27 protein-coding genes, 2 tRNA genes and 1 pseudogene are annotated in these 24,002 nt (G+C 37.8%); 24 read left to right on the forward strand and 6 right to left on the reverse strand.

Annotated features, from left to right (window positions below):
* Positions 1 to 13 precede the first annotated feature (13 nt).
* The 3 genes and pseudogenes from menH to DV427_RS09675 all read left to right on the forward strand — a co-directional run bounded on the left by menH (position 14) and on the right by DV427_RS09675 (position 3,285).
* Positions 14 to 757: a 2-succinyl-6-hydroxy-2,4-cyclohexadiene-1-carboxylate synthase gene (gene menH, locus DV427_RS05735; RefSeq protein ID WP_114891616.1), complete on the forward strand. Its 744-nt coding sequence runs from the start codon at positions 14 to 16 to the stop codon at positions 755 to 757.
* A gap of 55 nt (positions 758 to 812) precedes the next feature.
* Positions 813 to 2,129 (forward strand): MFS transporter, encoded by a 1,317-nt coding sequence (locus DV427_RS05740; RefSeq protein ID WP_046942200.1) that lies wholly within the window; start codon positions 813 to 815, stop codon positions 2,127 to 2,129.
* A gap of 88 nt (positions 2,130 to 2,217) precedes the next feature.
* Positions 2,218 to 3,285, forward strand: a pseudogene (locus DV427_RS09675) (IS3 family transposase).
* A gap of 45 nt (positions 3,286 to 3,330) precedes the next feature.
* On the opposite strand, the gene DV427_RS05750 reads toward DV427_RS09675, so the two are convergent.
* Positions 3,331 to 3,615 carry a DUF5339 domain-containing protein gene (locus DV427_RS05750; RefSeq protein WP_005634127.1) on the reverse strand — a complete coding sequence of 95 codons (285 nt, stop codon included), beginning with the start codon at positions 3,613 to 3,615 and terminating at the stop codon, positions 3,331 to 3,333.
* A gap of 453 nt (positions 3,616 to 4,068) precedes the next feature.
* Between DV427_RS05750 and DV427_RS05755 the strand changes: the two genes are divergently transcribed.
* The 21 genes from DV427_RS05755 (at position 4,069) to iscX (ending at position 19,330) form a co-directional block, all read left to right on the forward strand.
* Entirely contained in the window at positions 4,069 to 5,634 is a 1,566-nt protein-coding gene (locus DV427_RS05755; protein ID WP_114891617.1) for a cytochrome ubiquinol oxidase subunit I, read from the forward strand.
* Positions 5,635 to 5,648: 14 nt separating this feature from the next.
* A complete protein-coding gene (gene cydB / locus DV427_RS05760; RefSeq protein WP_046938634.1) occupies positions 5,649 to 6,785 on the forward strand; it encodes a cytochrome d ubiquinol oxidase subunit II in 1,137 nt (378 codons plus the stop codon).
* 110 nt (positions 6,786 to 6,895) lie between these two features.
* Positions 6,896 to 7,189: a cyd operon protein YbgE gene (ybgE, locus tag DV427_RS05765; protein WP_114891618.1), complete on the forward strand. Its 294-nt coding sequence runs from the start codon at positions 6,896 to 6,898 to the stop codon at positions 7,187 to 7,189.
* 78 nt (positions 7,190 to 7,267) lie between these two features.
* Positions 7,268 to 7,678, forward strand: a complete 411-nt coding sequence (gene ybgC / locus DV427_RS05770; RefSeq protein WP_065250199.1) for a tol-pal system-associated acyl-CoA thioesterase — start codon at positions 7,268 to 7,270, stop codon at positions 7,676 to 7,678.
* Positions 7,679 to 7,695: 17 nt separating this feature from the next.
* A complete protein-coding gene (gene tolQ, locus DV427_RS05775) occupies positions 7,696 to 8,382 on the forward strand; it encodes a protein TolQ (RefSeq protein ID WP_005626973.1) in 687 nt (228 codons plus the stop codon).
* Between the two features lie 64 nt (positions 8,383 to 8,446).
* Complete coding sequence (tolR, locus tag DV427_RS05780; RefSeq protein ID WP_005634116.1) at positions 8,447 to 8,866, forward strand: colicin uptake protein TolR; 420 nt, start codon at positions 8,447 to 8,449, stop codon at positions 8,864 to 8,866.
* 14 nt (positions 8,867 to 8,880) lie between these two features.
* The gene (gene tolA / locus DV427_RS05785; RefSeq protein WP_114891619.1) at positions 8,881 to 10,041 is read left to right on the forward strand and encodes a cell envelope integrity protein TolA; all 1,161 of its coding nucleotides are present in this window, start codon (positions 8,881 to 8,883) and stop codon (positions 10,039 to 10,041) included.
* A gap of 41 nt (positions 10,042 to 10,082) precedes the next feature.
* Positions 10,083 to 11,366 (forward strand): Tol-Pal system beta propeller repeat protein TolB, encoded by a 1,284-nt coding sequence (tolB, locus tag DV427_RS05790; RefSeq protein WP_114891620.1) that lies wholly within the window; start codon positions 10,083 to 10,085, stop codon positions 11,364 to 11,366.
* Positions 11,367 to 11,391: 25 nt separating this feature from the next.
* Complete coding sequence (gene pal / locus DV427_RS05795; RefSeq protein WP_005626966.1) at positions 11,392 to 11,853, forward strand: peptidoglycan-associated lipoprotein Pal; 462 nt, start codon at positions 11,392 to 11,394, stop codon at positions 11,851 to 11,853.
* A 152-nt stretch (positions 11,854 to 12,005) separates the two neighbouring features.
* A tRNA-Lys gene (locus DV427_RS05800) sits at positions 12,006 to 12,081 on the forward strand.
* A gap of 23 nt (positions 12,082 to 12,104) precedes the next feature.
* Positions 12,105 to 12,180, forward strand: a tRNA-Lys gene (locus tag DV427_RS05805).
* A 110-nt stretch (positions 12,181 to 12,290) separates the two neighbouring features.
* On the forward strand, positions 12,291 to 13,010 hold the full coding sequence (gene trmJ, locus DV427_RS05810; protein ID WP_114891621.1) for a tRNA (cytosine(32)/uridine(32)-2'-O)-methyltransferase TrmJ: 720 nt from the start codon (positions 12,291 to 12,293) through the stop codon (positions 13,008 to 13,010).
* Between the two features lie 56 nt (positions 13,011 to 13,066).
* Complete coding sequence (gene iscR, locus DV427_RS05815) at positions 13,067 to 13,522, forward strand: Fe-S cluster assembly transcriptional regulator IscR (protein ID WP_114891622.1); 456 nt, start codon at positions 13,067 to 13,069, stop codon at positions 13,520 to 13,522.
* Between the two features lie 71 nt (positions 13,523 to 13,593).
* Positions 13,594 to 14,808, forward strand: a complete 1,215-nt coding sequence (locus tag DV427_RS05820) for an IscS subfamily cysteine desulfurase (RefSeq protein ID WP_005634106.1) — start codon at positions 13,594 to 13,596, stop codon at positions 14,806 to 14,808.
* A 57-nt stretch (positions 14,809 to 14,865) separates the two neighbouring features.
* Positions 14,866 to 15,249 (forward strand): Fe-S cluster assembly scaffold IscU, encoded by a 384-nt coding sequence (iscU, locus tag DV427_RS05825; protein ID WP_046938643.1) that lies wholly within the window; start codon positions 14,866 to 14,868, stop codon positions 15,247 to 15,249.
* A 53-nt stretch (positions 15,250 to 15,302) separates the two neighbouring features.
* Positions 15,303 to 15,626, forward strand: coding sequence for an iron-sulfur cluster assembly protein IscA (iscA, locus tag DV427_RS05830; RefSeq protein ID WP_114891623.1), 324 nt, complete (start codon positions 15,303 to 15,305; stop codon positions 15,624 to 15,626).
* 12 nt (positions 15,627 to 15,638) lie between these two features.
* Positions 15,639 to 16,160: a Fe-S protein assembly co-chaperone HscB gene (hscB, locus tag DV427_RS05835; RefSeq protein WP_114891624.1), complete on the forward strand. Its 522-nt coding sequence runs from the start codon at positions 15,639 to 15,641 to the stop codon at positions 16,158 to 16,160.
* Between the two features lie 30 nt (positions 16,161 to 16,190).
* Positions 16,191 to 16,877, forward strand: coding sequence for a DUF2625 domain-containing protein (locus tag DV427_RS05840; RefSeq protein WP_114891625.1), 687 nt, complete (start codon positions 16,191 to 16,193; stop codon positions 16,875 to 16,877).
* A gap of 17 nt (positions 16,878 to 16,894) precedes the next feature.
* Positions 16,895 to 18,754, forward strand: coding sequence for a Fe-S protein assembly chaperone HscA (hscA, locus tag DV427_RS05845; RefSeq protein WP_114891626.1), 1,860 nt, complete (start codon positions 16,895 to 16,897; stop codon positions 18,752 to 18,754).
* Positions 18,755 to 18,794: 40 nt separating this feature from the next.
* Positions 18,795 to 19,136, forward strand: coding sequence for an ISC system 2Fe-2S type ferredoxin (fdx, locus tag DV427_RS05850; RefSeq protein ID WP_005629440.1), 342 nt, complete (start codon positions 18,795 to 18,797; stop codon positions 19,134 to 19,136).
* Positions 19,136 to 19,330, forward strand: coding sequence for a Fe-S cluster assembly protein IscX (gene iscX / locus DV427_RS05855; protein WP_005630102.1), 195 nt, complete (start codon positions 19,136 to 19,138; stop codon positions 19,328 to 19,330). Before fdx ends, iscX begins: the two co-directional genes overlap by 1 nt.
* 50 nt (positions 19,331 to 19,380) lie before the next feature.
* Here the strand turns inward: iscX and DV427_RS05860 are convergent, their stop codons facing one another.
* From DV427_RS05860 to pilW, 5 genes are all read right to left on the reverse strand, one after another.
* Positions 19,381 to 19,995, reverse strand: a complete 615-nt coding sequence (locus DV427_RS05860) for a YfgM family protein (protein ID WP_114891627.1) — start codon at positions 19,993 to 19,995, stop codon at positions 19,381 to 19,383.
* Positions 19,996 to 20,012: 17 nt separating this feature from the next.
* Positions 20,013 to 21,284, reverse strand: coding sequence for a histidine--tRNA ligase (hisS, locus tag DV427_RS05865; protein ID WP_114891628.1), 1,272 nt, complete (start codon positions 21,282 to 21,284; stop codon positions 20,013 to 20,015).
* Between the two features lie 9 nt (positions 21,285 to 21,293).
* Positions 21,294 to 22,400, reverse strand: coding sequence for a flavodoxin-dependent (E)-4-hydroxy-3-methylbut-2-enyl-diphosphate synthase (gene ispG, locus DV427_RS05870; protein ID WP_005630108.1), 1,107 nt, complete (start codon positions 22,398 to 22,400; stop codon positions 21,294 to 21,296).
* Positions 22,401 to 22,411: 11 nt separating this feature from the next.
* Entirely contained in the window at positions 22,412 to 23,320 is a 909-nt protein-coding gene (locus DV427_RS05875) for a RodZ domain-containing protein (protein ID WP_114891629.1), read from the reverse strand.
* 69 nt (positions 23,321 to 23,389) lie between these two features.
* On the reverse strand, positions 23,390 to 23,932 hold the full coding sequence (pilW, locus tag DV427_RS05880; protein ID WP_114891630.1) for a type IV pilus biogenesis/stability protein PilW: 543 nt from the start codon (positions 23,930 to 23,932) through the stop codon (positions 23,390 to 23,392).
* Positions 23,933 to 24,002 lie beyond the last annotated feature (70 nt).

The raw sequence follows: 24,002 nt of genomic DNA on the forward strand, positions 1-24,002 counted from the left end.
AATAATCCTTTCAATGATAAACATCATTTTTCTTCACGGACTTCTTGGTGCAAAAGAGGACTGGCAAAAAGTCATTGAAAATCTACCGCACTTTAATTGTATTGCGCTAGATTTACCTTTTCACGGGCAAGCTAAAGGTATTGAAGTCACAAATTTTGAAGAAACGGCGGAGTATTTAGAGCAGCAAATCAAAAGTGCGGTGAAAAATGAACCGTATTTTCTTGTTGGGTATTCTTTAGGCGGACGGATTGCTTTGTATTATGCGCTGCAAGCTCAGGTGGAAAGATCTAATTTGCAAGGTGTTATTTTAGAAGGGGCGAATCTAGGTTTAAAAAACGACGAAGAAAAGCAGGCTCGTTTTCAGCAGGATTTTGCTTGGGCGCAACGTTTTGTACAAGAATCGCCAGAAAATGTATTAAATGATTGGTATCAACAGCCCGTATTTTCTCATTTGACTGCAGAAGAAAGACTGCAGTTAGTTGAAAAACGAAAATCAAATTGCGGTGAAAATATTGGCAAGATGCTGATGGCGACAAGTCTATCTAAACAACGTGATTTTAGTGAAAAAGTGCGGTTAAGTTCTTTGCCATTTTTTTATTTTTGTGGCGAACGAGATCATAAGTTCCAGGTTTTAGCCAAAGAAAATCAAATAGATTTAGTAACCATTCCTTCCGCTGGGCATAACTCACATTTAGAAAATTCAAAATATTTCTCTGAAAAAATAGAAAATTGCATATTAAAAATTGCTAGATCTTAGTTAAAGTGCTAGGATTCAATCCTTTCTCTTTATAATAAACTACTAAGGAAACACAATGTCTACACAACTTCGTAATAATCCGATGAAAGTGGCGTTAGCCTCGATGGTCGGTACGGCAATCGAATTTTTTGATTATTATATCTATGCGGCTGCCGCTGTATTAGTTTTCAATACGCAATTCTTCCATAGCGATGATCCGCTTTCTAATGATTTACTTTCTCTTTCTACGCTTGCTTTAGCATTTTTTGCTCGTCCTATTGGTTCTGCATTATTTGGTCACTTTGGCGATAAAATCGGTCGTAAAAAAACCTTGGTTGCCTCCCTTGTTTTAATGGGTGGTTCAACAGTAGTAATTGGCTTACTTCCTAACTATGCTCAAATCGGTATCTGGGCACCGATTTTGCTTTGCGTATGCCGTGTTGGTCAAGGAATTGGACTAGGTGGTGAATGGGGTGGTGCAGCTTTAGTCGCAACAGAAAATGCACCAGAAGGCAAACGAGCTTGGTACGGTACTTTTCCTCAATTAGGTGCGCCAATCGGCTTATTTGTAGCAAATGCAACATTTTTCTTAGTCAGCTATTTCCTCGGGCAAGATGCTCTTGTGGAATGGGCATGGCGCATTCCGTTTGTGTCTTCCGTTTTATTGGTCGCTGTCGGCTTATATGTTCGGTTAACTTTGCATGAAAGCCATGTATTTGTGGAAGCGGAGCAAAAAGGCAAAAAATTGAATGCTCCAGTGAGTGTTGTTTTTACTAAACACTTAAAACCAATGATTATTGGCACATTTATCATGGTTGCAACTTATTCTCTGTTTTACATTATGACGGCTTTTGCTCAGGCATATTCTCGAACAGCACCAAAGATTTCTGAAGCAGGTTATGCGCTTGGCTTAGGCATCCCAGCAAATACATTTACTGGCTTGTTATTAATTAGTGCTATTGTATTTGGTATTTTTATCAGTATTTCTGGTGTTTATGCCGATAAAATTGGTCGCCGTAAATGGTTGATTTGGGTGACCGTAGCTGTTGGCGTACTCGGTTTAACAATGCCATTCTTCTTAGAAAATGGTACACCAATGAGTGTATTTGCATTTTTAGTAATTGGTATGGCGATCATGGGGATGACATTTGGTCCAATGGCTGCGCTATTACCAGAATTATTCCCAACGGAAGTGCGTTATTCAGGCGCATCTCTCGCCTATAATTTGGCATCCATTATTGGTGCAACGATTGCGGCGATGATTTCTTTAAAAATTAATGCATCATTTGGTGTGATGGGCGTAGGTATTTATTTAGCAATCAATGCCCTCATGACGCTATTGGCATTATTAGCGTCAAAAGAAACCAAAAATGTAGATTTAACACAAATCTAATCCTAGTTAAGAAAAAAGAGCGGTGAAAATTTGATCTGCACTCTAAAAGTTGGACTAAACAACCAACTGGTTAAAGTGCAGATTTTTTATGACTAAATACAACCAATCTTTCAAACAACAAGTGTTCAATTTTTATCATCAACACAGTAAAAATTGTTCTCTCAGCTGAAAGCATTTTCAACTTTCTAGACAAACATTAAATCGTTGGATTAAACAATTTAATTACTTTATAACCAATTGGTTATCAGTTTTTGATAAAAACAAACGTATTCTCCCGAATTTAACTTTTCGGCTGTTCAAGCGGTTAAGAAATCGAAATGTTCTGCAGAATCTGCTGTTTGCATTTCGGTATTGCCAGTTCAGGGATAATCAGTCAATTGTTGCAAGCCTTTGAAAGACGAAGTATAAACGGCTTAATTCCTAAAATTAAAGGTCATCCGAGTATTAAACCTAACTACCTCAAATATCACCTAAGCTCAAAACACGAGAAGAATCATTGTAATTAGAGAGCCTCAAACTTCATGCAGAGAATACTATTCTAAAAAAGTTGTAGGTCTCAAGCAGCAAAAAATCCAGAAAAAGCTACAATCGGCAAGGTATTAAGGATGGACTTTCCGCTTCAGATATTGCTTGATTTAATGAATTTGGCACGTAGTGTTTTCTTTTATCATTTGAAAGAAAAATGGATAAGGATAGTGTAATATCACAACAAATTACGCAGATTTATTATGACAATTATAAATTTTATGGTAATTGCCATATTACCTTGGAGCTAAGAAAAAACTCAACATTAATCATAAGAAAGTCCAAAGTATGATGAATATATTGAACATTAAGGGGAAAAGTTAGGATAAAAATACTGTACTTACCAGGGGCTATATCAAATGAGAGGTTATCGAGAAATCCTATTGAAAATGGTATTCAATAAAGTATGTCGAGAAGTCGAGAAAAGGAAACTGTTTAGATAATTAGGCGATGGATAGCTTCTTTTGGAGGTTAAAAACGGAGTGCTACGATGGAAAACAATTTAACTCTTTTGAGCAACTTGAAAAAAACGATCTATAAGTACATTTATTATAGCAATAATCATGAGAGTATTCAATGTAAACTAAAAGGACTAGGTCCTATAGATTACAGAACTCAATCCTTGATTTAATAGCCTAATTTTTTGTGACAGAGCATATTCAATAAGTTTTTTTAATTACTCACTATAACTTTTCAAATTACTTAATTTTGCTAAACCTACTTCACAACTTTTTAACTGAGTCGCTAATTCCATTTGAAGAATCTGTTGTTTGCTTTGGTTTAACTTATTTTTAATTTTTCCTACCTGTGTATGTGTGCCAGGTTGTTTTTCTGCTTGCGCAATCAAATTCTCTGTTTCTTTAAATAGTTGTTCACATTGTTGTGGCAGAATATTTGATGCAAAAGTAGAGGTTGATACAGCAGAGAAAAGTGCGGTTAAAATAAGGAATGTTTTTTTCATTTTAAGTTCCTGTTTCTCTTTATTATGAAATCTAAAAATTAAACTAGGCGGGAAAATAGCAAAATATACTTAGTATGTCTAGCTTTTGAAGTCATTTCTTGTTCTAAATTGTGATAAGGATCACGTGTAATACATATTTTTGTGCAAAAAATAGCAAAATTGATTTATATCAATTAAATTATTTTTAATAAATAATAGGTATTTTATGTCTTATGTCAAAAATGTGATCTAGATATCGTTTTTACTGTTTTTTATACTTATGTTTAGTAGTAGAATACCCGCCAATTTGGCTTATCTCTATAATGATTGGTGTTTTTTTAACCATTTGAGAATGATTATGTAGATAAACCAATTTAAACTTAGCTAATTGGAGTTGAGTGATTAGGGATTATTTAAGGCTTTGCCTTTTTAATCATTGTTGGAACTAAGGTTGTTTATACAGAGGAGTTGAGAATGTTGGACGTTGTTGACCTTTCTCGCTTGCAGTTTGCTTTAACTGCGTTGTATCACTTCATTTTCGTGCCGCTGACATTAGGTTTGTCATTCGTCCTTGTGATTATGGAAACCATTTATGTGGCGACAGGCAAAGAAGTTTATAAAGATATGACAAGATTCTGGGGTAAGTTATTTGGTATTAACTTCGCCCTTGGGGTGACCACCGGTATCATTATGGAATTCCAATTCGGTACTAACTGGTCTTATTATTCTCATTATGTAGGTGATATTTTTGGTGCGCCATTAGCAATTGAAGCGTTACTAGCCTTTTTCTTAGAATCAACTTTTGTGGGGTTATTCTTCTTTGGTTGGGATCGTTTAACTAAAGGTAAACACTTACTTGCTACATATTGCGTAGCTTTCGGTTCGAACTTATCTGCAATGTGGATTTTAGTTGCTAATGGTTGGATGCAGTCTCCAGCTGGCTCAGAATTTAATTTTGAGACAGTACGTATGGAAATGACGAGCTTCTTAGACCTTTGGCTAAATCCAGTTGCCCAAAGTAAATTCTTGCACACGTTAACAGCAGGTTATTCGACTGGTGCAATGTTTGTATTAGGTATTAGTGCATTCTATTTATTAAAAGGTCGTGATATTGGTTTTGCCAAACGTTCATTCTCTGTTGCTGCAACCTTTGGTTTTATCGCTGCATCGGCTGTGTTAATTATGGGGGATGAATCAGGTTACGATATTGGTAAAGCACAACCTGTGAAATTGGCTGCAATGGAAGCTGAGTTTGAAACTCATCCTGCACCAGCTCCATTTCATCCAGTTGCAATTCCAAATACTGCAGAAATGAAAAATGATTTTGCGGTTGAGATCCCATATTTGGGTGGTTTAATTGCAACGCGTTCTTTAGATACTGAAATTGTTGGTTTGAAAGATATTCAAGCGAAAAATGAAGGTCGTGTTCGTAACGGTATGGTAGCTTACGATTTATTCACGCAATTAAAAGCAGAGAAAAAATCAGCAGGCCACGTAAATCCAGAAACTAAAGCAAAATTTGATGAAGTAAAAGGTGATTTAGGTTTTGGTTTATTATTAAAACGTTACACAGATAAAGTTGTAGATGCAACAGATGAACAAATTAAACAAGCTGCTCGCGATACTATTCCAAACGTAGGTCCTAACTTCTGGGCATTCCGTGGGATGTTAGCAGCCGGTGGTTTAATTATTTTACTGACCTTCGGCGCATTTGTTCAAAATTTACGTAACAAAGTCACTTCTTCTCGCTTATTGCTTAAAGCATTGCTTTGGAGTATCCCATTGCCAATCTTAGCAATTGAATTTGGTTGGTTCTTAGCTGAGTCTGGTCGTCAACCATGGGCGATTTATGAAGTTTTACCTGTTGGAGTGTCGGCGTCTCAGTTAAGTACTGGCGATTTATGGTTCTCTATTGGTTTAATTTGTGCGCTTTATCTTGCGTTCATTATTGTTGAGATGTATTTGATGTTTAAATATGCGCGTTTGGGTCCAAGTGCGTTAAAAACCGGCAAATACTACTTTGAACAATCATCTAAATAAGCAGGAGATGAATTATGATTGATTATGAATTTCTACGTTTTATTTGGTGGGTGTTAGTTATTGTATTGTTGATCGGTTTTTCTGTTACCGACGGATTCGATATGGGCGTGACCGCACTTTTACCTGTAACAGGCAAAAAAGAAGTGGAACGCCGTATTATGATCAACTCTATTGCCCCCCATTGGGATGGCAACCAAGTTTGGTTATTAACTGCAGGCGGCGCAGTATTTGCGGCATGGCCAATTGTATATGCAGTTTCATTCTCAGGTTTCTACATCGCTTTAGTATTGGTTTTAGCTGCGTTATTCTTGCGCCCATTGGGTTTTGAATATCGTGCAAAGATTGATAACCCGACTTGGCGTTCTGTTTGGGATTGGGGACTATTCGCAGGTGGTTTTGTACCATCATTAGTATTTGGGGTGGCTTTTGGTAATTTATTACAAGGCGTTCCATTCCATTTCAACGAATTGACTCAAGTAACTTATACCGGTTCATTCTTTGAATTATTAAATCCATTTGCATTATTGTGTGGTGTTATTAGCTTATCAATGCTTGTGACTCACGGTGCGAACTGGTTACAAATGAAAACAACCGAAGAATTGCGTGATCGCGCTCGTTCAGTAAGCCAAATCGGTGCTATTGTGACTTTAATTGCATTCGTATTAGCTGGAGCATGGTTATACTTTAAAGAGGGTTATGTAGTAACGAGTGTTGTGGATCACTACGCGCCATCTTCTCCAATGAATAAAGAAGTTGCTGTTGAAACTGGTGCGTGGTTTAGAAATTTCAATGAAATGCCAATTCTTTGGATTTTCCCTGCATTAGCAGTAGTTGCTGCATTATTAAATGCGGCATTTTCTAAAGCCAATCGTTGTGGTTTCGCATTCTTTTTCTCTGCATTAACAATGGCTGGCGTGATTATTACTGCTGCAGTATCTATGTTCCCATTTGTGATGCCTTCCAGCTCACATCCTGAGCAAAGTTTGTTAATGTGGGATGCGACATCAAGTGAATTAACATTAACGTTAATGTTGATTTTTGCACTTATCTTTGTGGCTATTTCTTTGGTTTATACTATTTGGTCTTATTCGAAGATGTTTGGTCGCTTAGATGCGAATTTCATTGATGAAAATAAACACTCATTATACTAAGGAGATTAATATGTTATATGTAATTTGGGTAGTGGGTGTGCTATTAGCTATATTTACCAGTGCGAAATTAACCATTGGAAAAGAAAAAGCAGGAAAGTTTGACGAGTAATATGATTCATTCACTCTATCAATTAATTAATAAGGGTTCGTTTCGAACCCTTTCATTTATTTTAGCGCTAGGATTAACAGCCGTATTTTTCTTTAATGCTGATAATTTTTCAACGTTGTTACGAAATGATTCCCCTTGGTGGATTTTGATGATCTTTTGGGGATTGATTACGGTTTGGATTCATGGAATAGGATTTGAAATTAAAAACGTAATTTGGAAACTAATTTTCTTACCTTATATCGCTTATATCATTATATTGATTAGTGCTGTAGAGCATTTTTATTTACGAGGATGATTTTTTTCTTCGGCATATTGCTTATCTAAAAAACAGGTTCTAAAATATCCGACCTATTGCGATTGGCAAAGCTTAATAATGTCAGAAAAAACCTTCTCTCTTCCCGTTCGAGTATATTATGAAGATACTGATGCTGGTGGCGTTGTGTATCATGCTCGTTATTTGCATTTTTTTGAGCGGGCTAGAACAGAATATTTGAGAGCGTTAAATTTTACGCAGCAAACTTTATTACAAGAACAACAACTCGCGTTTGTTGTCAAATCGCTCGCTATTGATTATTGCGTTGCGGCAAAATTGGATGATTTACTCACGGTAGAAACAGATGTCATAGAGATAAAAGGTGCAACAATCCTTTTTGAGCAACGACTTATGCGTGATACGGTGATGTTATCAAAGGCTACAGTCAAGGTAGCCAGTGTTCATCTTGGCAATATGAAACCTGTGGCGCTTCCTAAAGAAGTAAAAGCTGCGTTTTACAACCTAAAATAAACTTTTCGGAGTATGCAATGACTGCAGAATTGAATTTTTTAGATCTTTTTCTAAAAGCAAGTATTGTTGTTCAACTTGTAATTGTGATTTTGATTTCATTCTCAATTATTTCTTGGGCAATTATTATTCAACGTAGCCGAGTTTTAACGGCTGCTTTAAAAGAAGCGAATACTTTTGAAGACCGTTTCTGGTCTGGTGAAGATTTGAATAAGCTATATGAAGGATTATCAAATCGTCGTGATATTTTAACGGGTAGTGAGCAAATTTTCTTTGTTGGTTTCAAAGAGTTTTCTCGCTTGAAACAAGTGAATCCTGATGCGCCTGAAGCGATTATTAAAGGAACTACGCGAGCAATGAATCTTACAATGAATCGTGAAGTTGAAAGCCTTGAAAGCCGCGTACCATTTTTGGCTACAGTAGCTTCTGTTAGCCCTTATATTGGTTTATTTGGAACCGTTTGGGGTATTATGCACGCTTTTATGGCATTAAGTGGTGCTAAACAAGCAACTTTACAAATGGTTGCTCCTGGTATTGCGGAGGCGTTGATTGCTACTGCAATCGGTTTGTTTGCTGCGATTCCAGCTGTAATGGCTTATAACCGTTTAAGTTTACGTGTGAATGCTATTGAACAGAATTATGGTAACTTTATTGATGAATTTACGACGATTTTACATCGCCAAGCTTTCGGCAAAGCACCACACTAAAATATAGAAAAAATACACCGCACTCTTTCGTTAAGTGCGGTGAAAAATAAGAGAGATTTGAATTATGGCTCGTCGTCAGCGTAAAGATATTAAATCTGAAATTAATATTGTCCCGTTTTTGGATGTATTGTTGGTGCTTGTGTTGATCTTTATGGCAACAGCACCAATTATTAGCCAAAGCGTACAAGTGGAATTGCCGGATTCAGTGCAAAGTCAAAATGTATCTAATGAAGATAAAGTGCCGGTAATTCTTGAAGTTTCAGGGATTGGACAATATGCGATTTCTATTGGCGGAGAACGTCAAGAAGGGTTAACGGAAGAAATGGTGACACAGTTATCTCGACAAGAATTTGATAAGGATAATAACACACTATTTTTAGTGGGTGGAGCTAAGGAAGTTCCCTATGAAGAAGTGATTAAAGCACTTAATCTGCTCCACCTTGCTGGAATTAAATCTGTTGGTTTAATGACAAACCCAATTTAACTAAGTAGGTAACCGTGCGAAATAATCGACAAAAAAAAGGCGCAAATGCATTTGTTATTTCTATAGTGATGCACCTTGTTTTGTTTGGATTGTTGATTGTCAGCTCTTTCTACCATACAGTTGAAATTATGGGTGGTGGTGAAGGTGATGGTGATGCTATGGGGGCAGTAATGGTCGATACTGGCTCTGCAGCGCAAGAATGGGGTAGAATTCAACAACAGAAAAAAGGGCAATCAGATAAACAGAAACGTCTAGAACCCGTTGTTGAAGAAAAACCGCAACAACCTAATCAAGAAGAGATTAAGCGTCAACAGGAAGTTCAACGACAAGAAGAGTTAAAACGTCAGCAAGAACAGCAACGTCAGCAAGAAATAAAAAAACAACAAGAGCAAGCTCGCCAAGAAGCGTTGGAAAAACAGAAACAAGCTGAAGAGGCAAAAGCTAAACAAGCGGCTGAAGCTGCAAAATTAAAAGCAGATGCAGAAGCTAAACGTTTAGCTGCAGCAGCAAAACAAGCTGAAGAAGAGGCGAAAGCTAAAGCAGCAGAACTTGCAGCACAAAAAGCAAAACAAGAGGCAGAAGCCAAGGAAAAAGCTGAAGCCGCTGCTAAAGCAAAAGCTGAGGCTAAAGCGAAAGCTGAAGCAGATGCAAAAGCTAAGGCTGCTGCTGATGCTAAGGCAAAAGTTGATGCAGAAGCTAAAGCTGCTGCAGAGGCGAAAAAAGCTAAGGCTGCGGCAGATGCTAAAGCTAAAGCGGATGCAGTAAAACAAAAAGCGGACCAAGCCAGTTTAGATGATTTTTTAAATGGCGGAGATATTGGTGGCGGTAGTGCATCTAAAGGCGGAAATGCGAATAAAGGTGGAACTCAAGGTAGCGGTGCTGCGCTTGGTTCTGGCGATGGTGGCAAAGTAGGAGATCAATACGCTGGAGTGATTAAGAAAGAGATTCAACGTCGTTTCTTAAAAGATCCAAGTTTTGCAGGAAAAGTTTGTCGTATTAAAATTCAATTGAGTCGAGATGGAACAATCTTGGGATATCAAAAAATTTCAGGTCCTGATGATATTTGTACAGCAGCATTAAGTGCGGTGGCTAGAACGAAAAAAGTTCCTGCAGCTCCATCGGATGCTATTTATGAGAAATATAAATCGCCAATTATTGACTTTGATATTCGATAATTCTTTAGAAAAATTTATTGTTAAATTTTAAAGGTAACAAAATGAAATTATTAAAACGTTTAGTGAGCGTATTAGCGATTGTACTTGCTGTTGCAAACAATGCATTCGCTGATGATGAAGTTCGCATTGTAATTGATGAAGGGGTTGATGGTGCACGTCCTATAGCTGTTGTGCCATTTGCTGGGTCTGCACCAGAAGATATCAGCAAAATTGTTGCTGATGATTTACGTAACAGTGGTAAGTTTAATCCTATTGCAGTGTCTCAGATGCCTCAACGTCCAACTTCAGCTGCTGAAGTAAATCCTGAAGCTTGGTCTAATATTGGAATTGACGCAATTGTGGTCGGACAAGTTGTTCCGTCTGGTAATGGTTATAGTATTACTTATCAATTAATTGACACCGTTGGTGCATCAGGTACGCCTGGAGCGGTATTAATGCAAAATAGCTATACAGTGACAAATAAATGGTTACGCTATGGTGCTCATACTGTTAGTGATGAAGTTTTTGAAAAATTAACTGCGATTCGTGGTGCTTTTAGAACTCGTATCGCTTATGTTGTGCAAAAAAATGGCGGTTCACAACCCTATGAAGTTCGTGTTGCAGACTACGATGGCTATAATCAATTTATCGTAAATCGTAGCTCTCAACCAATTATGTCACCAGCTTGGTCTCCAGATGGTCAACGTTTAGCTTATGTGTCTTTTGAAAATAAAAAATCACAACTTGTTGTACAAGATTTAAATTCTGGTGCTCGTAAAGTGGTGGCTTCTTTCCCTGGACATAATGGTGCTCCTGCATTCTCTCCAGATGGTTCACGTTTAGCCTTCGCCTCTTCACAGGATGGCTCATTAAATATTTACGTGATGAGCTCTCACGGCGGCACTCCGACTCAATTAACTCGTGGTGCAGGTAATAATACAGAACCATCTTGGTCTCCAGACGGTAGCTCAATTTTATTTACATCCGATAGAAGTGGTTCACCACAAGTTTATCGTATGAGTGCAAACGGTGGTGGTGCTACACCGGTTGGTGGTCGCGGTAGTGCACAAATTAGCGCTGATGGCAAAACCCTTGTGATGATTAATGGAAACAATAATGTTGTTAAACAAGATCTCGCATCTGGTGCATCAGAAGTACTTAGTACGTCTTTCTTAGGCGAAAGTCCAAGTCTTTCACCAAATGGAATTATGATTATTTATAGCTCTACACAAGGCTTAGGAAAGGTGCTACAATTAGTTTCTGCAGATGGTCGCTTCAAAGCGAGCCTTCCAGGAAGTAATGGCCAAGTGAAATTTCCTGCTTGGTCGCCATACTTAACTAAATAAAGAAAACTCATTGAGGAGAAATCTAATGAACAAATTTGTTAAATCATTATTAGTTGCAGGTTCTGTAGCAGCATTAGCTGCTTGTAGTTCATCTAACAACGATGCAGCAGGCAATGGTGCAGGCCAAACTTTTGGCGGTTACTCTGTTTCTGATCTTCAACAACGTTACAACACCGTATATTTCGGTTTTGACAAATACAATATCGAAGGTGAATACGTTCAAATCTTAGATGCACACGCAGCATATTTAAATGCAACTCCAGCTGCTAAAGTATTAGTAGAAGGTAACACTGACGAACGCGGTACACCAGAATACAACATTGCGTTAGGTCAACGTCGTGCAGATGCAGTTAAAGGTTATTTAGCTGGTAAAGGTGTTGATGCTGGTAAATTAGGCACAGTATCTTACGGTGAAGAAAAACCTGCAGTATTAGGTCACGATGAAGCTGCATATTCTAAAAACCGTCGTGCAGTGTTAGCATACTAATTCTTAGTATTTCTAATACTTGAAAAACAGGATTCATTTTATTGGATCCTGTTTTGTTTTCATCGTTTGTAATTTAACCAATTAGTTTGAAAGAATGAATTTATTCTTTTGATTCTAAAATAAATGCGCTATCATTAATTCATCAACACAGTGGGTCGTTAGCTCAGTCGGTAGAGCAGCGGACTTTTAATCCGTTGGTCGAAGGTTCGAATCCTTCACGACCCACCACTCTCTGATTTAGTTGTCCAGTTGGGTTGTTAGCTCAGTTGGTAGAGCAGCGGACTCTTAATCCGTCGGTCGAGAGTTCGAGCCTCTCACAACCCACCATTCTTATTATTTATCTCTAATATTTTAAATTTCTTTAATTTGCTTAAATTCTTGACTATTTTTAGCGGTTATTGTGGTAGAATATCCCTAAATTTTAGTCGGACATCATTATGTTGGAAAATATTTGTATTGTTTTAATTGAGACTTCACATAGCGGTAATATTGGTTCTGCTGCTAGAGCAATGAAAACAATGGGATTGACCCAGCTTTGTCTTGCTTCACCAAAATCTGTTGATGAACAATCTTATGCTCTTTCAGCTGGTGCAGAAGATATAGTAAAAAATGCTAGGGTTGTCGATAGTTTTGATGAAGCCGTCGATGATTGCTCTTTGGTGATTGGAACAAGTGCTCGTTTACGTCATTTACAAAGTACCTTGATCGAGCCTAGAGAATGTGCAGAGAAAGTTGTAGCGCATGAAGGTAAGATAGCTATTGTGTTTGGTCGTGAACGTATTGGATTAACGAATGAAGAATTGTTGAAATGTCATTACCATTTGAATATTCCGGCTAATCCTAATTATTCTTCTTTAAATTTAGCAATGGCGGTACAGTTGATTAGCTATGAATTGCGCATGGCATTTTTAGCTCAAGATAAGAAGGAAAATTCACTTTATTTAATAGAACAAAGCTATCCAACAGCAGAACAGCTTGCTTATTTTTTTGAGCACACAGAGCGTGTATATCAGTCACTAGGATTCATTCAAAATCAAGGTGTTATGCATAAATTAAAGCGTTTATATTATCGCGCTCAACTTGAAAAAAATGAGTTAAATATTTTAAATGGCATGCTAAGTGCGGTCGAAAAACGGATTGATCTTGATGTAGATTAATTGACTGATTTAGTAGGATATGTAAATATTGCAACATCACTTTTTAGGAACACTTTATGAAACTTACATCGAAAGGTCGTTATGCAGTCACTGCGGTTTTAGATATCGCTTTAAATGCAGAAAAAGGTCCTGTGAGCCTTGCAGATATTTCTGAACGTCAACATATTTCGTTATCTTATTTAGAACAACTTTTTGCTAAATTACGCCGTGATGGATTAGTAAAAAGTGTTCGAGGACCTGGCGGAGGTTATCAGCTAGGTTTACCAAGTGACCAAATTTCAGTGGGAATGATTATTTCAGCGGTAAATGAAAATATTCATGTGACAAAATGTCTTGGTCGTGAAAATTGTCAAAATGGCGTAGAATGTTTAACTCATACATTGTGGGAAGATCTGAGTAATCGTATTGAAAGTTTTCTCAATGAAATTACTTTGGCTGAATTGGTGAGTAAACGTGAGTCAAAACGCCAAACTCACAGCGATTTTGAGAATTTATTAATTGTTAATCAATAAAGGAAAGTAGTCCGTACAGTGCAAAATGCATTAAAAGTGCGGTCAAATTTAGAATGATTTAGGAGTGAAAAATGAAATTACCTATTTATTTAGATTATGCAGCAACTTGTCCTGTGGACGAGCGTGTTGCGAAGAAAATGATGGAATTTTTAACCATTGACGGTACATTCGGTAACCCAGCTTCTCGCTCGCATAAATTTGGTTGGCAAGCAGAAGAAGCAGTTGACGTGGCTCGTAATCAAATTGCGGATCTTATTGGTGCCGATTCTCGTGAAATTGTGTTTACTTCTGGTGCGACAGAATCAGATAACCTTGCAATTAAAGGCGCTGCGCATTTTTACCAAACTAAAGGTAAGCATATCATCACTTGCAAAACTGAGCATAAAGCCGTCTTAGATACTTGTCGTCAATTAGAGCGCGAAGGTTTTGAAGTGACCTATTTATCACCCGAGTCTGATGGTTTAATTGATTTAGAAAAATTTAAAGCCGCACTTCGACCAGATACTATTTTAGTTTCAATTATGCATGCCAATAATGAAATTGGTGTATTGCAAGATATCAAAGCTATTGGTGAGCTTTGTCGTGCAAATAAAACGATTTTCCATGTGGATGCAACTCAAAGTGTGGGCAAAGTTGCGATTAACTTGGAAGAGTTGCCAGTTGATTTATTATCTATGTCTAGCCATAAACTTTATGGGCCTAAAGGTATTGGTGCGTTATACGTTCGTCGTAAACCACGTATCCGTTTAGAAGCGATTATTCATGGCGGTGGTCATGAGCGTGGAATGCGTTCAGGTACATTACCTGTTCACCAAATCGTGGGAATGGGCGAAGCTTATCGCATTGCAAAAGAAGAAATGGCATCTGAAATGCCACGTTTAAAAGCTCTTCGTGATCGTTTATATAATGGTTTAAAAGATATTGAAGAAACCTACGTAAATGGCTCAATGGAGCACCGTTTAGATAGTAATTTAAATATTAGCTTTAACTATGTTGAAGGTGAATCTTTAATGATGGCATTGCGTGATATTGCAGTATCTTCTGGTTCAGCTTGTACATCAGCTAGCTTAGAGCCGTCTTATGTGTTACGCGCACTTGGTTTAAATGATGAATTGGCACACAGTTCAATTCGTTTTACGTTGGGTCGTTACACTACTGAAGAAGAAATTGATTACACCATTAATTTAGTAAAAGGTGCGGTGGAAAAACTTCGTGCATTATCGCCATTATGGGATATGTTTAAAGAAGGCATCGACCTTAGTACAATTGAGTGGTCAGCTCACTAGGATCTAACTGCTATTATTAAATGGCGTTTCTCAAGGATTTAAAAAAGGAAAGTTAAAATGGCTTATAGCGAAAAAGTAATCGATCATTATGAAAATCCGCGCAATGTGGGTTCTATGGATAAAAAAGATAGCAATGTTGGTACTGGCATGGTGGGTGCGCCAGCTTGTGGTGATGTAATGCAGTTACAAATTAAAGTAAATGATAACGGCATTATTGAAGATGCAAAATTTAAGACTTATGGTTGTGGTTCTGCTATTGCATCTAGCTCATTAATTACAGAGTGGGTGAAAGGTAAATCTTTAGAAGAAGCAGGTGCTATCAAAAATAGCCAAATTGCAGATGAGTTAGAATTGCCACCAGTGAAAGTACACTGTTCCATTTTAGCGGAAGATGCAATTAAAGCGGCAATTGCTGATTACAAATCCAAAAAAGGCGAATAATATGAAAAAGTGCGGTCAGTTTTGACCGCACTTTTAGTGGTTTTGGGGGATATATGAGTATTACATTAACAGAAAAAGCCGCTCAACGAGTGAAAGCTTTTTTGGATAATCGTGGCAAAGGCATTGGTTTGCGTTTAGGAGTGAAAACATCAGGCTGTTCTGGATTAGCTTATGTGCTTGAATTTGTTGATGTCTTAAATGAAGAAGATCAAGTTTTTGAACAACACGGTGTGAATATTATTATTGATCCAAAAAGCTTAGTTTATCTCAATGGTATTGAGTTGGATTATGTGAAAGAAGGCTTAAATGAAGGCTTCCAATACAATAATCCAAATGTAAAAGAATCTTGTGGCTGTGGCGAAAGTTTTCATGTTTAAGGTAATAATCTGATGTTAAATCCTTTTCAAATTTTTGATTTACCCGTTGATTTTCAGTTAGATGAGAAGGCGCTAAATACACGTTATTTAGAATTACAAAAGGCTTTACATCCAGATAATTTTATCTCAAGCAGTGCGTTAGAACAACGCGTTGCGATGCAAAAATCCACCGAAGTGAATGATGCCTTAAAAACGTTAAAAGACCCAATTTTGCGAGCGGAAGCTATCATTGCGCTTAATACGGGTGAACAGATGGATCTTGAACAAAAAAGTACGCAAGATGTGGCGTTTTTAATGCAACAGTTACAGTGGCGAGAACAACTAGAAGAACTTGAAGATCAGAAAGATGAAGAAGCATTAAACGTTTTTGCAAAAGAAATTAAACAAGAAACTCAGTCATTATTAACCGCACTTTCGGAGAGTCTGACATCCCAACAATGGACGAAAGCATCTCAACAGTGTGATAAATTACGTTTTAGTCGTAAGCTTTCTGAAGAAATTGAACGTGTAGAAGAACGCCTTTTTGAACTGTAATAGATCTATATCTCAATATCTCTTGATATTATGCAAAATCTTGAACAACTAATATCTCCAGAAAATTCTGCTTGGCCTATACTTTCCCAATGGATTGAAAGTGCACGTAATCATTGTTATGTCATTAAAAAAGATCAATCAAGTGCAGAACGTGAACTTTTTACCATGCAAATGCCAACATCATCACCAATGGGGGCGGTGATTTATGAAACAGGTGGAATTTTAATTCATTATGGTTGGTTGCGTATTTTAGGTTCAGGAAGTTTTAAATTACCGCGCGGATTGATGGATTGGAATTTTAGTAAGTCTTTTAGTGAGTCTGGCGAAAAACCAAAATATTTATTGGTTGCAGATGATGTGATAGGCGGTTACTTTGCATTAAATGGTGGTTCGTTAGGCGATAACCTTGGCAAAATTTATTATTTTTCACCAAAAGATGTCACTTGGCATAATTTAAATTTTACTTATACAGAATTTTTAGCTTGGACATTGAATGGTGATTTAGAGGCTTTTTATCAAGGTCTATTTTGGCAAAATTGGCAAGATGATGTGAAACAATTGGATGGTAATCAAATTTTTATATTCTCGCCTGACTTAAGCGAAGAGAGAAAAATAGCGATTGATGAACGTCAAAAACACGAAGTCAATATTGAAACCCATTACCAATCAAGCTTTGCAGAAAAAAATAAATTTGATTTGGCGTATTCCGTCGCATAACCAGTAGAAAATAGCATATGGCATTATTACAAATTGCAGAACCAGGACAAGCTGCGGCACCGCATCAACATCGTTTAGCCGTTGGGATTGATTTGGGAACAACCAATTCTTTGGTTGCATCCGTGCGCAGTGGACAATCCGTGATTCTTAATGATGAACAAGAGCGTAGTCTTGTGCCATCGGTCGTTCATTATGGCGTTGCAGAGAAGAAAGTTGGTTTGGAAGCCTTTGAACAAGCCTCACTTGATCCCAAAAATACGGTGATTTCAGTAAAACGCTTAATTGGTCGTAGCCTTGTTGATGTTAAGTCTCGTTATTCTAGTTTGCCTTATGAATTTGTGGCGAGTGAAAATGGATTACCTTTAATTGTTACGGCACAGGGCCCAAAAAGTCCAATTGAAGTGTCTTCAGATATTTTATCGCGCTTAAATCACATTGCAGAACAACGCCTTGGTGGTGAGCTTTCTGGGGTTGTGATTACGGTTCCTGCTTATTTCGATGATGCTCAACGTCAAAGTACTAAGGATGCTGCGCGTTTAGCGGGGCTAAATGTATTACGTTTATTGAATGAACCCACTGCAGCCGCAGTCGCTTATGGATTGGATAGTGGGCAGGAAGGAATTATTGCGGTGTATGATTTAGGTGGCGGTACATTTGATATTTCAATTTTACGTTTATCAAAAGGCGTATTTGAAGTTCTAGCAACAGGTGGTGATACTGCGCTAGGTGGTGATGATTTTGACCATTTAATAGCAGATTGGGTAGTTGAACAAACCCAAGTAAAACCACAAACCCCAAATCAACAGCGCGAACTGATAACCCTTGCTAGCCAAGCCAAAATTGCTTTAACTACTAAGAAAAGTACGGTGATTTCTTGGCAGAATTTTTCAGTAGAAATTTCACGAGAACAATTTAATAAGTTGATTCATTCACTTGTAAAACGTTCATTGCTAACTTGTCGCCGAGCTTTGAAAGATGCGAACGTTGAATCTGAAGAAGTGCAAGCGGTGGTGATGGTTGGTGGTTCAACTCGAGTGCCATATGTACGAGAACAAGTTGGTGAGTTTTTTGGTAAAACACCACTCACTTCCATTGATCCAGATAAAGTTGTAGCACTTGGTGCCGCAATTCAAGCAGATATTTTAGTCGGTAATAAAACTGACTCAGATATGTTGTTGCTTGATGTTGTACCGCTTTCTTTAGGAATTGAGACGATGGGTGGATTAGTGGAAAAAATTATTCCACGTAACACAACAATTCCTGTGGCTCGTGCACAAGAGTTTACTACTTTCAAAGATGGCCAAACAGCAATGACCGTTCATGTCGTACAAGGTGAACGTGAGCTGGTAGATGATTGTCGTTCTTTAGGTCGTTTTACTCTACGAGGTATTCCGGCAATGGCTGCGGGTGCCGCTCATATTCGAGTGACTTATCAAGTCGATGCAGATGGTTTATTAAGTGTGACTGCAATGGAAAAATCGACGAAAGTGCAGGCATCAATCCAAATTAAACCTTCTTATGGTTTAACAGATGAAGAAGTGACCGCAATGATTAAATCTTCTTTTGATAATGCGCAAGAGGATTTGCAAGCTCGTGAATTAGCAGAGCAACGAGTAGAAGCGGATCGTGTAATTGAAAGCGTGATTGTTGCGTTACAAGTAGATGGGGCTGAATTGCTGAGCACAGAAGAGTTTTATCATATTGAAAGTGTGTTAAAACAATTAATGGATGTAAAACAAGGTTCAGATCGTGATGCAATCGCGCAAGGAATTAAAGCCTTGGATACTGCTACCCAAGAATTTGCAGCACGGCGAATGAATGCATCGATTAATAAAGCTTTGACAGGCAAAAATTTGTCAGATATTGAAAAACCGTAAAAGTGCGGTCAGATTATTAAATAATTTTGAGGAAAGTGTTATGCCAAAAGTGATTTTTTTACCTAATGAAGAATTTTGTCCCGAAGGTATGGTCGTTGATGCAGCGGCAGGTGATAACTTACTAGAAGTTGCACACAATGCAGGGGTGGAAATCCATCATGCTTGTGATGGCTCCTGTGCTTGTACAACCTGCCATGTGATTATCCGTGAAGGGTTTGACTCTCTAAATGAAACGAGTGATCAAGAAGAAGATATGCTGGATAAAGCTTGGGGATTAGAAATGGATAGTCGTTTATCTTGCCAATGTGTAGTGGGAGACGAAGATCTTGTAGTAGAAATTCCAAAATACAACATTAACCATGCCAATGAGGCCGCTCACTAATGAAATGGACTGATGCACAATTAATTGCAGAAGAACTTTACGATCGTAATCCAGATTTAGATCCAAAAACCGTTCGTTTTACTGATTTACATAAATGGATTTGCGAACTTGAAGATTTTGATGACGATCCTAATAAGTCAAACGAAGCAATTCTTGAAGCGATTTTATTGAAATGGTTGGATGAATTTGAATAATCAGAAATTTGATTGAAAAAATACCCGCACTTTGATGCGGGTATTATTTTTTAAAGATTGTTTAATTTCATTTTGGCCATTTGTTGTTCTAATTGGCTACCACTTTGTTGTGCTTGCTCAAAGCTGTTTTTAGCCGAAACTTTATCTCCTTTCGCGACTTGGATATCGCCAGTTAAAATCGCTTTACGAGCATTAAAACTTTCACCCTTCACTTGGTTTAAGGTGGTTAAAGCATTGTCTAATTGACCCAATTGGAATTGCACCGAACTTAGACGTAATGCAACAATAGATGTTAATACTTCATCTTGAGATTGAGTTAATGCTTGATTTAAGTTTGCTTCTGCAGCTGCAAAATCTTGTTTTTCAGTCGCTTTCTTCGCTTCATCTAACAAAGCAAAGACAGCGTATGCCGTTTTGCTGTTAGCTTGCACAAATTGTTCTATATTTACTTTTTTAGCTTGTTCATCTTGTTGTGCAGAATAGATTAACGCATCATACTGAGCAGAAGCTTGAGCGATTTGCTCTGCTTGATGCGCTTGCCAATAACGCCATCCAAACATACCACCCACACCTAAGATAAAAGCGACAATAATTGTTTTGCCATTCTCTTTCCACCAGTCTTTCAACTGGTTAATCTCTTGTTCTTCTTCAATGGAATAAGCCATGTGTTTCCCCTTTTAAATTAAAATTGAGTTTGAATATAGTCGATTACATTCACTAAATCTAAGGTTTGCTGATCTGTGCCACCTTGCAAGTGTTTAACAACGACTTGTTTATTTTGTACTTCGCTTTCGCCGATAACTAATGCCAATGTTGCACCAGATTTATCTGCACGTTTAAATTGTTTTTTGAAATTACCACCAGAGCAGTGCAACATAGTATTTAAGTGCGGTAATTCTGAGCGTACTTTTTCTGCTAATTCAAAAGCGGCTAATGTTGTGCCTTCACCTTGATAAACAACATAAATATCTACCGCACTTTTAACCGGAACATTTGGATTCACTTCTTGTACTAACAATACTAAACGTTCTAATCCCATCGCAAATCCGATGCTTGGTGTTGCGTGTCCGCCAAGTTGTTCTACTAAACCGTCATAACGACCGCCGCCACACACTGTACCTTGTGCACCAAGAGCGGATGTTACCCATTCAAATACAGTTTTGTTGTAATAATCTAAGCCACGCACGAGTTTAGGATTAATTTCATATTGAATACCCACTGCATCTAATAATGAACATAATTGTTCAAAATGCTCACGGCTTTCATCATCTAGATAATCAAGCAATTTTGGTGCATTATCTAAGACTTTTTGTAGTTCTGGATTTTTGGTGTCCAAAATACGAAGCGGATTTTTTACCAAGCGATCTTTTTCTTCATCGCTCATTAAATCTTGATAGTTTTCTAAGAATCCAACCAAAGCTGAACGATAATTTGCTCGTGCTTCTAAAGAGCCAATTGAGTTGAGTTGAAGTGTCACATGTTGATCGATACCTAACGCTTTCCATAAACGATAGGTAAGCATGATTAATTCGGCATCGATTTCTGGATTCGCAATACCGAATACCTCAACACCTGCTTGATGGAATTGACGGTAACGACCTTTTTGTGGACGTTCATGACGGAACATTGGTCCCATATACCACAAGCGTTGTTCATTATTATAGATCCAACCGTGTTCAATGGCGGCACGCACGCACCCTGCAGTGCCTTCAGGGCGTAAGGTTAATTGTTCATCGTTATCCCAAAATGTGTACATTTCTTTTGAAACAACATCGGTTACCTCACCGATTGCACGCGCAAATAATGGCGTGCTTTCTACAACTGGCATACGCACTTCGGAATAACCGTAATTGTTTAATACCTGGCGTACTTGTGCTTCAATCCATTGCCATAATGGGGATTCAGTAGGGGAGCAATCGTTCATTCCGCGGATTGCTTGAATAGTTTTAGCCACGAGCTTTCCTTAAATAATTCTGTTTTTTGGATCTTGTTGTGCGACTTTTGCACGAATTTTTGCTTCTAATTGGTTAACAATATCTTCGTTATCGAAGCGTTCTTTTTGGCGTTCGCCATTAAGATAATAACCGCTTTTTTTGTTACCACCAGTTACCCCGAGATCAGATACGAGTGCTTCACCTGGACCATTCACTACGCAACCAATGATTGATACATCCATCGGTGTAATAATATCTTCAAGGCGTTGTTCTAACGCATTTACTGTACCGATTACATCAAACTCTTGGCGAGAGCACGTTGGGCACGCAATAAAATTAATGCCACGAGAGCGAATTCGTAAAGATTTAAGAATATCAAAACCTACTTTAATTTCCTCTACGGGATCCGCGGCCAATGATACACGTAATGTGTCACCAATACCTTCGGCAAGTAACATACCCAAACCTATTGCAGATTTAACCGCACCTGCACGTGCGCCACCCGCCTCAGTAATACCTAAATGTAATGGCTGCTTGATAGATTTAGCAAGTAAACGATAAGCTTCTACCGCTAAGAAGACATCGGAGGCTTTTACACTCACTTTAAATTGATCGAAGTTAAGACGATCTAGAATTTCAACATGACGTAATGCTGATTCTAATAATGCTTCTGGTGTTGGCTCGCCGTATTTTTCTTGCAGATCTTTTTCTAAAGAGCCTGCATTTACGCCGATACGAATCGGAATATTTTTGTCACGAGCACAATCAACAACGGCACGGATGCGATCTTCACGACCAATATTGCCTGGATTGATACGTAAACAATCTACCCCATATTCTGCGACTTTTAGCGCGATACGATAGTCGAAATGAATATCTGCTACGAGAGGGACGTTCACTTGCTGTTTAATTTGTTTAAATGCTTCTGCAGCATCCATTGTTGGAACAGATACACGAACGATATCTGCGCCAACACGTTCTAATGATTTAATTTGAGCAACAGTCGCTTCCACATCAGTAGTACGAGTATTTGTCATTGACTGCACGGCAATTGGCGCATCACCACCAACAGGTACATTTCCTACATAAATTTTTGTCGATTCACGACGCTTAATGCTTGGTTGAAAAGCTGACATCTTTTTCCTTATTAAGGTTGTGAAAGTTTGAATTTTGCAATGCGACCATCCACTTTTAATGGATAATTTTCACCTTTATAGGTGATATGCACATTACTTGGTGCGCCAACAATTAATGAAAACTCATCGCCATTAAAAGTTAAGACTTCCCCTTTTTTGTACTCTTTTTGTGCTAATACTCGGCGATTTTTATCTTTTACGCTGAGCCAGCTCGTATTATTTAAGATTTCTACAATCAAGTCTCCTTTCACAGTAGGTGCCGCTGGAGAAATTGATGGATTTTCTACCGCACTTTGAGTGTCTGAAACTGATTTTTCATCGTTTTTTGTTTGTGGAATGGTATTTTCTTGTGTTATTTCTGGTAACACATTATTTGTTATTTCTACTGGTTGTGAGACTGTTGTTGTTTCTGGTGCAGTTTTATTACTTTCTTCTGTCGTTACAAGAGCTGTGGCTGGCTGATTATTTTCAGTAGAGGCAACATAGCTTTGTACTAAGTCATCACGTTCTTGGTTATTTTGCTGATAACTTTGCCACCACCAAAGTCCAGTCATGCCAAGGACTAAAATAAGTACAATGATAGATAAACGTCCGACCCAATGAGAGTGCGATGAATATTGATTTACTTCACGCGTTGAACGAGCATTTTTACTTAGATCGTTTTTATCATTTTCTGCAAATGTAATATTTTCCCATACAGAATCAGGTAAGCGTAAGAATTTGGCATAACTACGCACGTAACCTTTTACAAAGATTGCAGGGGTAGATTTTTGAATAAATTCGTTGTTTTCAAGTTGTTGTAATATGGAGGGACGCAGCGAAATTTCTTTGGCGACGCCTTCGAGAGAAAGATTTAAGTTTTCACGTGCTTGGCGAAAAATCTCACCTGGTGAAAGTTCTTGCTCAGTGGTTGGATTCATAAATTCAATTAAATAATATGCGATAAATAAAGCTAAATTTTAAAGTCCAACGCTTGATTTGGCAATGCTTTATTTGAAGGTATTAAATTTTTCCGCTCGTTTACTATCAGTTTGTAGCAATTTTTGTAATGCTTGTTGGTAAATATCCATTTTTTGAGCGGAATAAGCACAAAGAGCCATATTTTCAAATGTATCTGCTTGATGATAATAATTAGGTGAATTCAGTGCGAGTTGAAATTGCTGCTGAGCTTGTTCAAATTGCTTTTGGCGACATAAAAATGTACCAAAGTTATTATGTAAGTCTCCCTGTTGATTATTGAGTTTTAACGCTGTTTCATATTCACGATGTGCATTATCTATTTCCCCTTGTTGTTGATAATAATGCGCAAGCGCTGAATGCACGAGATAGTAATTTTTATCGTGTTGAAGTGCTTTATCTAAGTTAATTTTAGCGAGTTGAGGATTATTTTGTTGAAGGTAGCCTAGTGCAAGTTCTACGCGAGCTTTAGCTGCTGATTGTTGATTGAAATCTTGAATGGTTGATTGGGAAACGCAAGCAGAAAAAATGAAAGGGAAAATAACCGCACTTAGTTGTTTACTTATTGTTTGCATTTTTTCTCCTTTTAACAGGGGAGGAAATAGTTAATATGTTTTAATTTGTATGAAAACATAGGGCATGTGA

The sequence above is a fragment of the Haemophilus haemolyticus genome (assembly GCF_003351405.1).
Classification (GTDB): domain Bacteria; phylum Pseudomonadota; class Gammaproteobacteria; order Enterobacterales; family Pasteurellaceae; genus Haemophilus; species Haemophilus haemolyticus_N.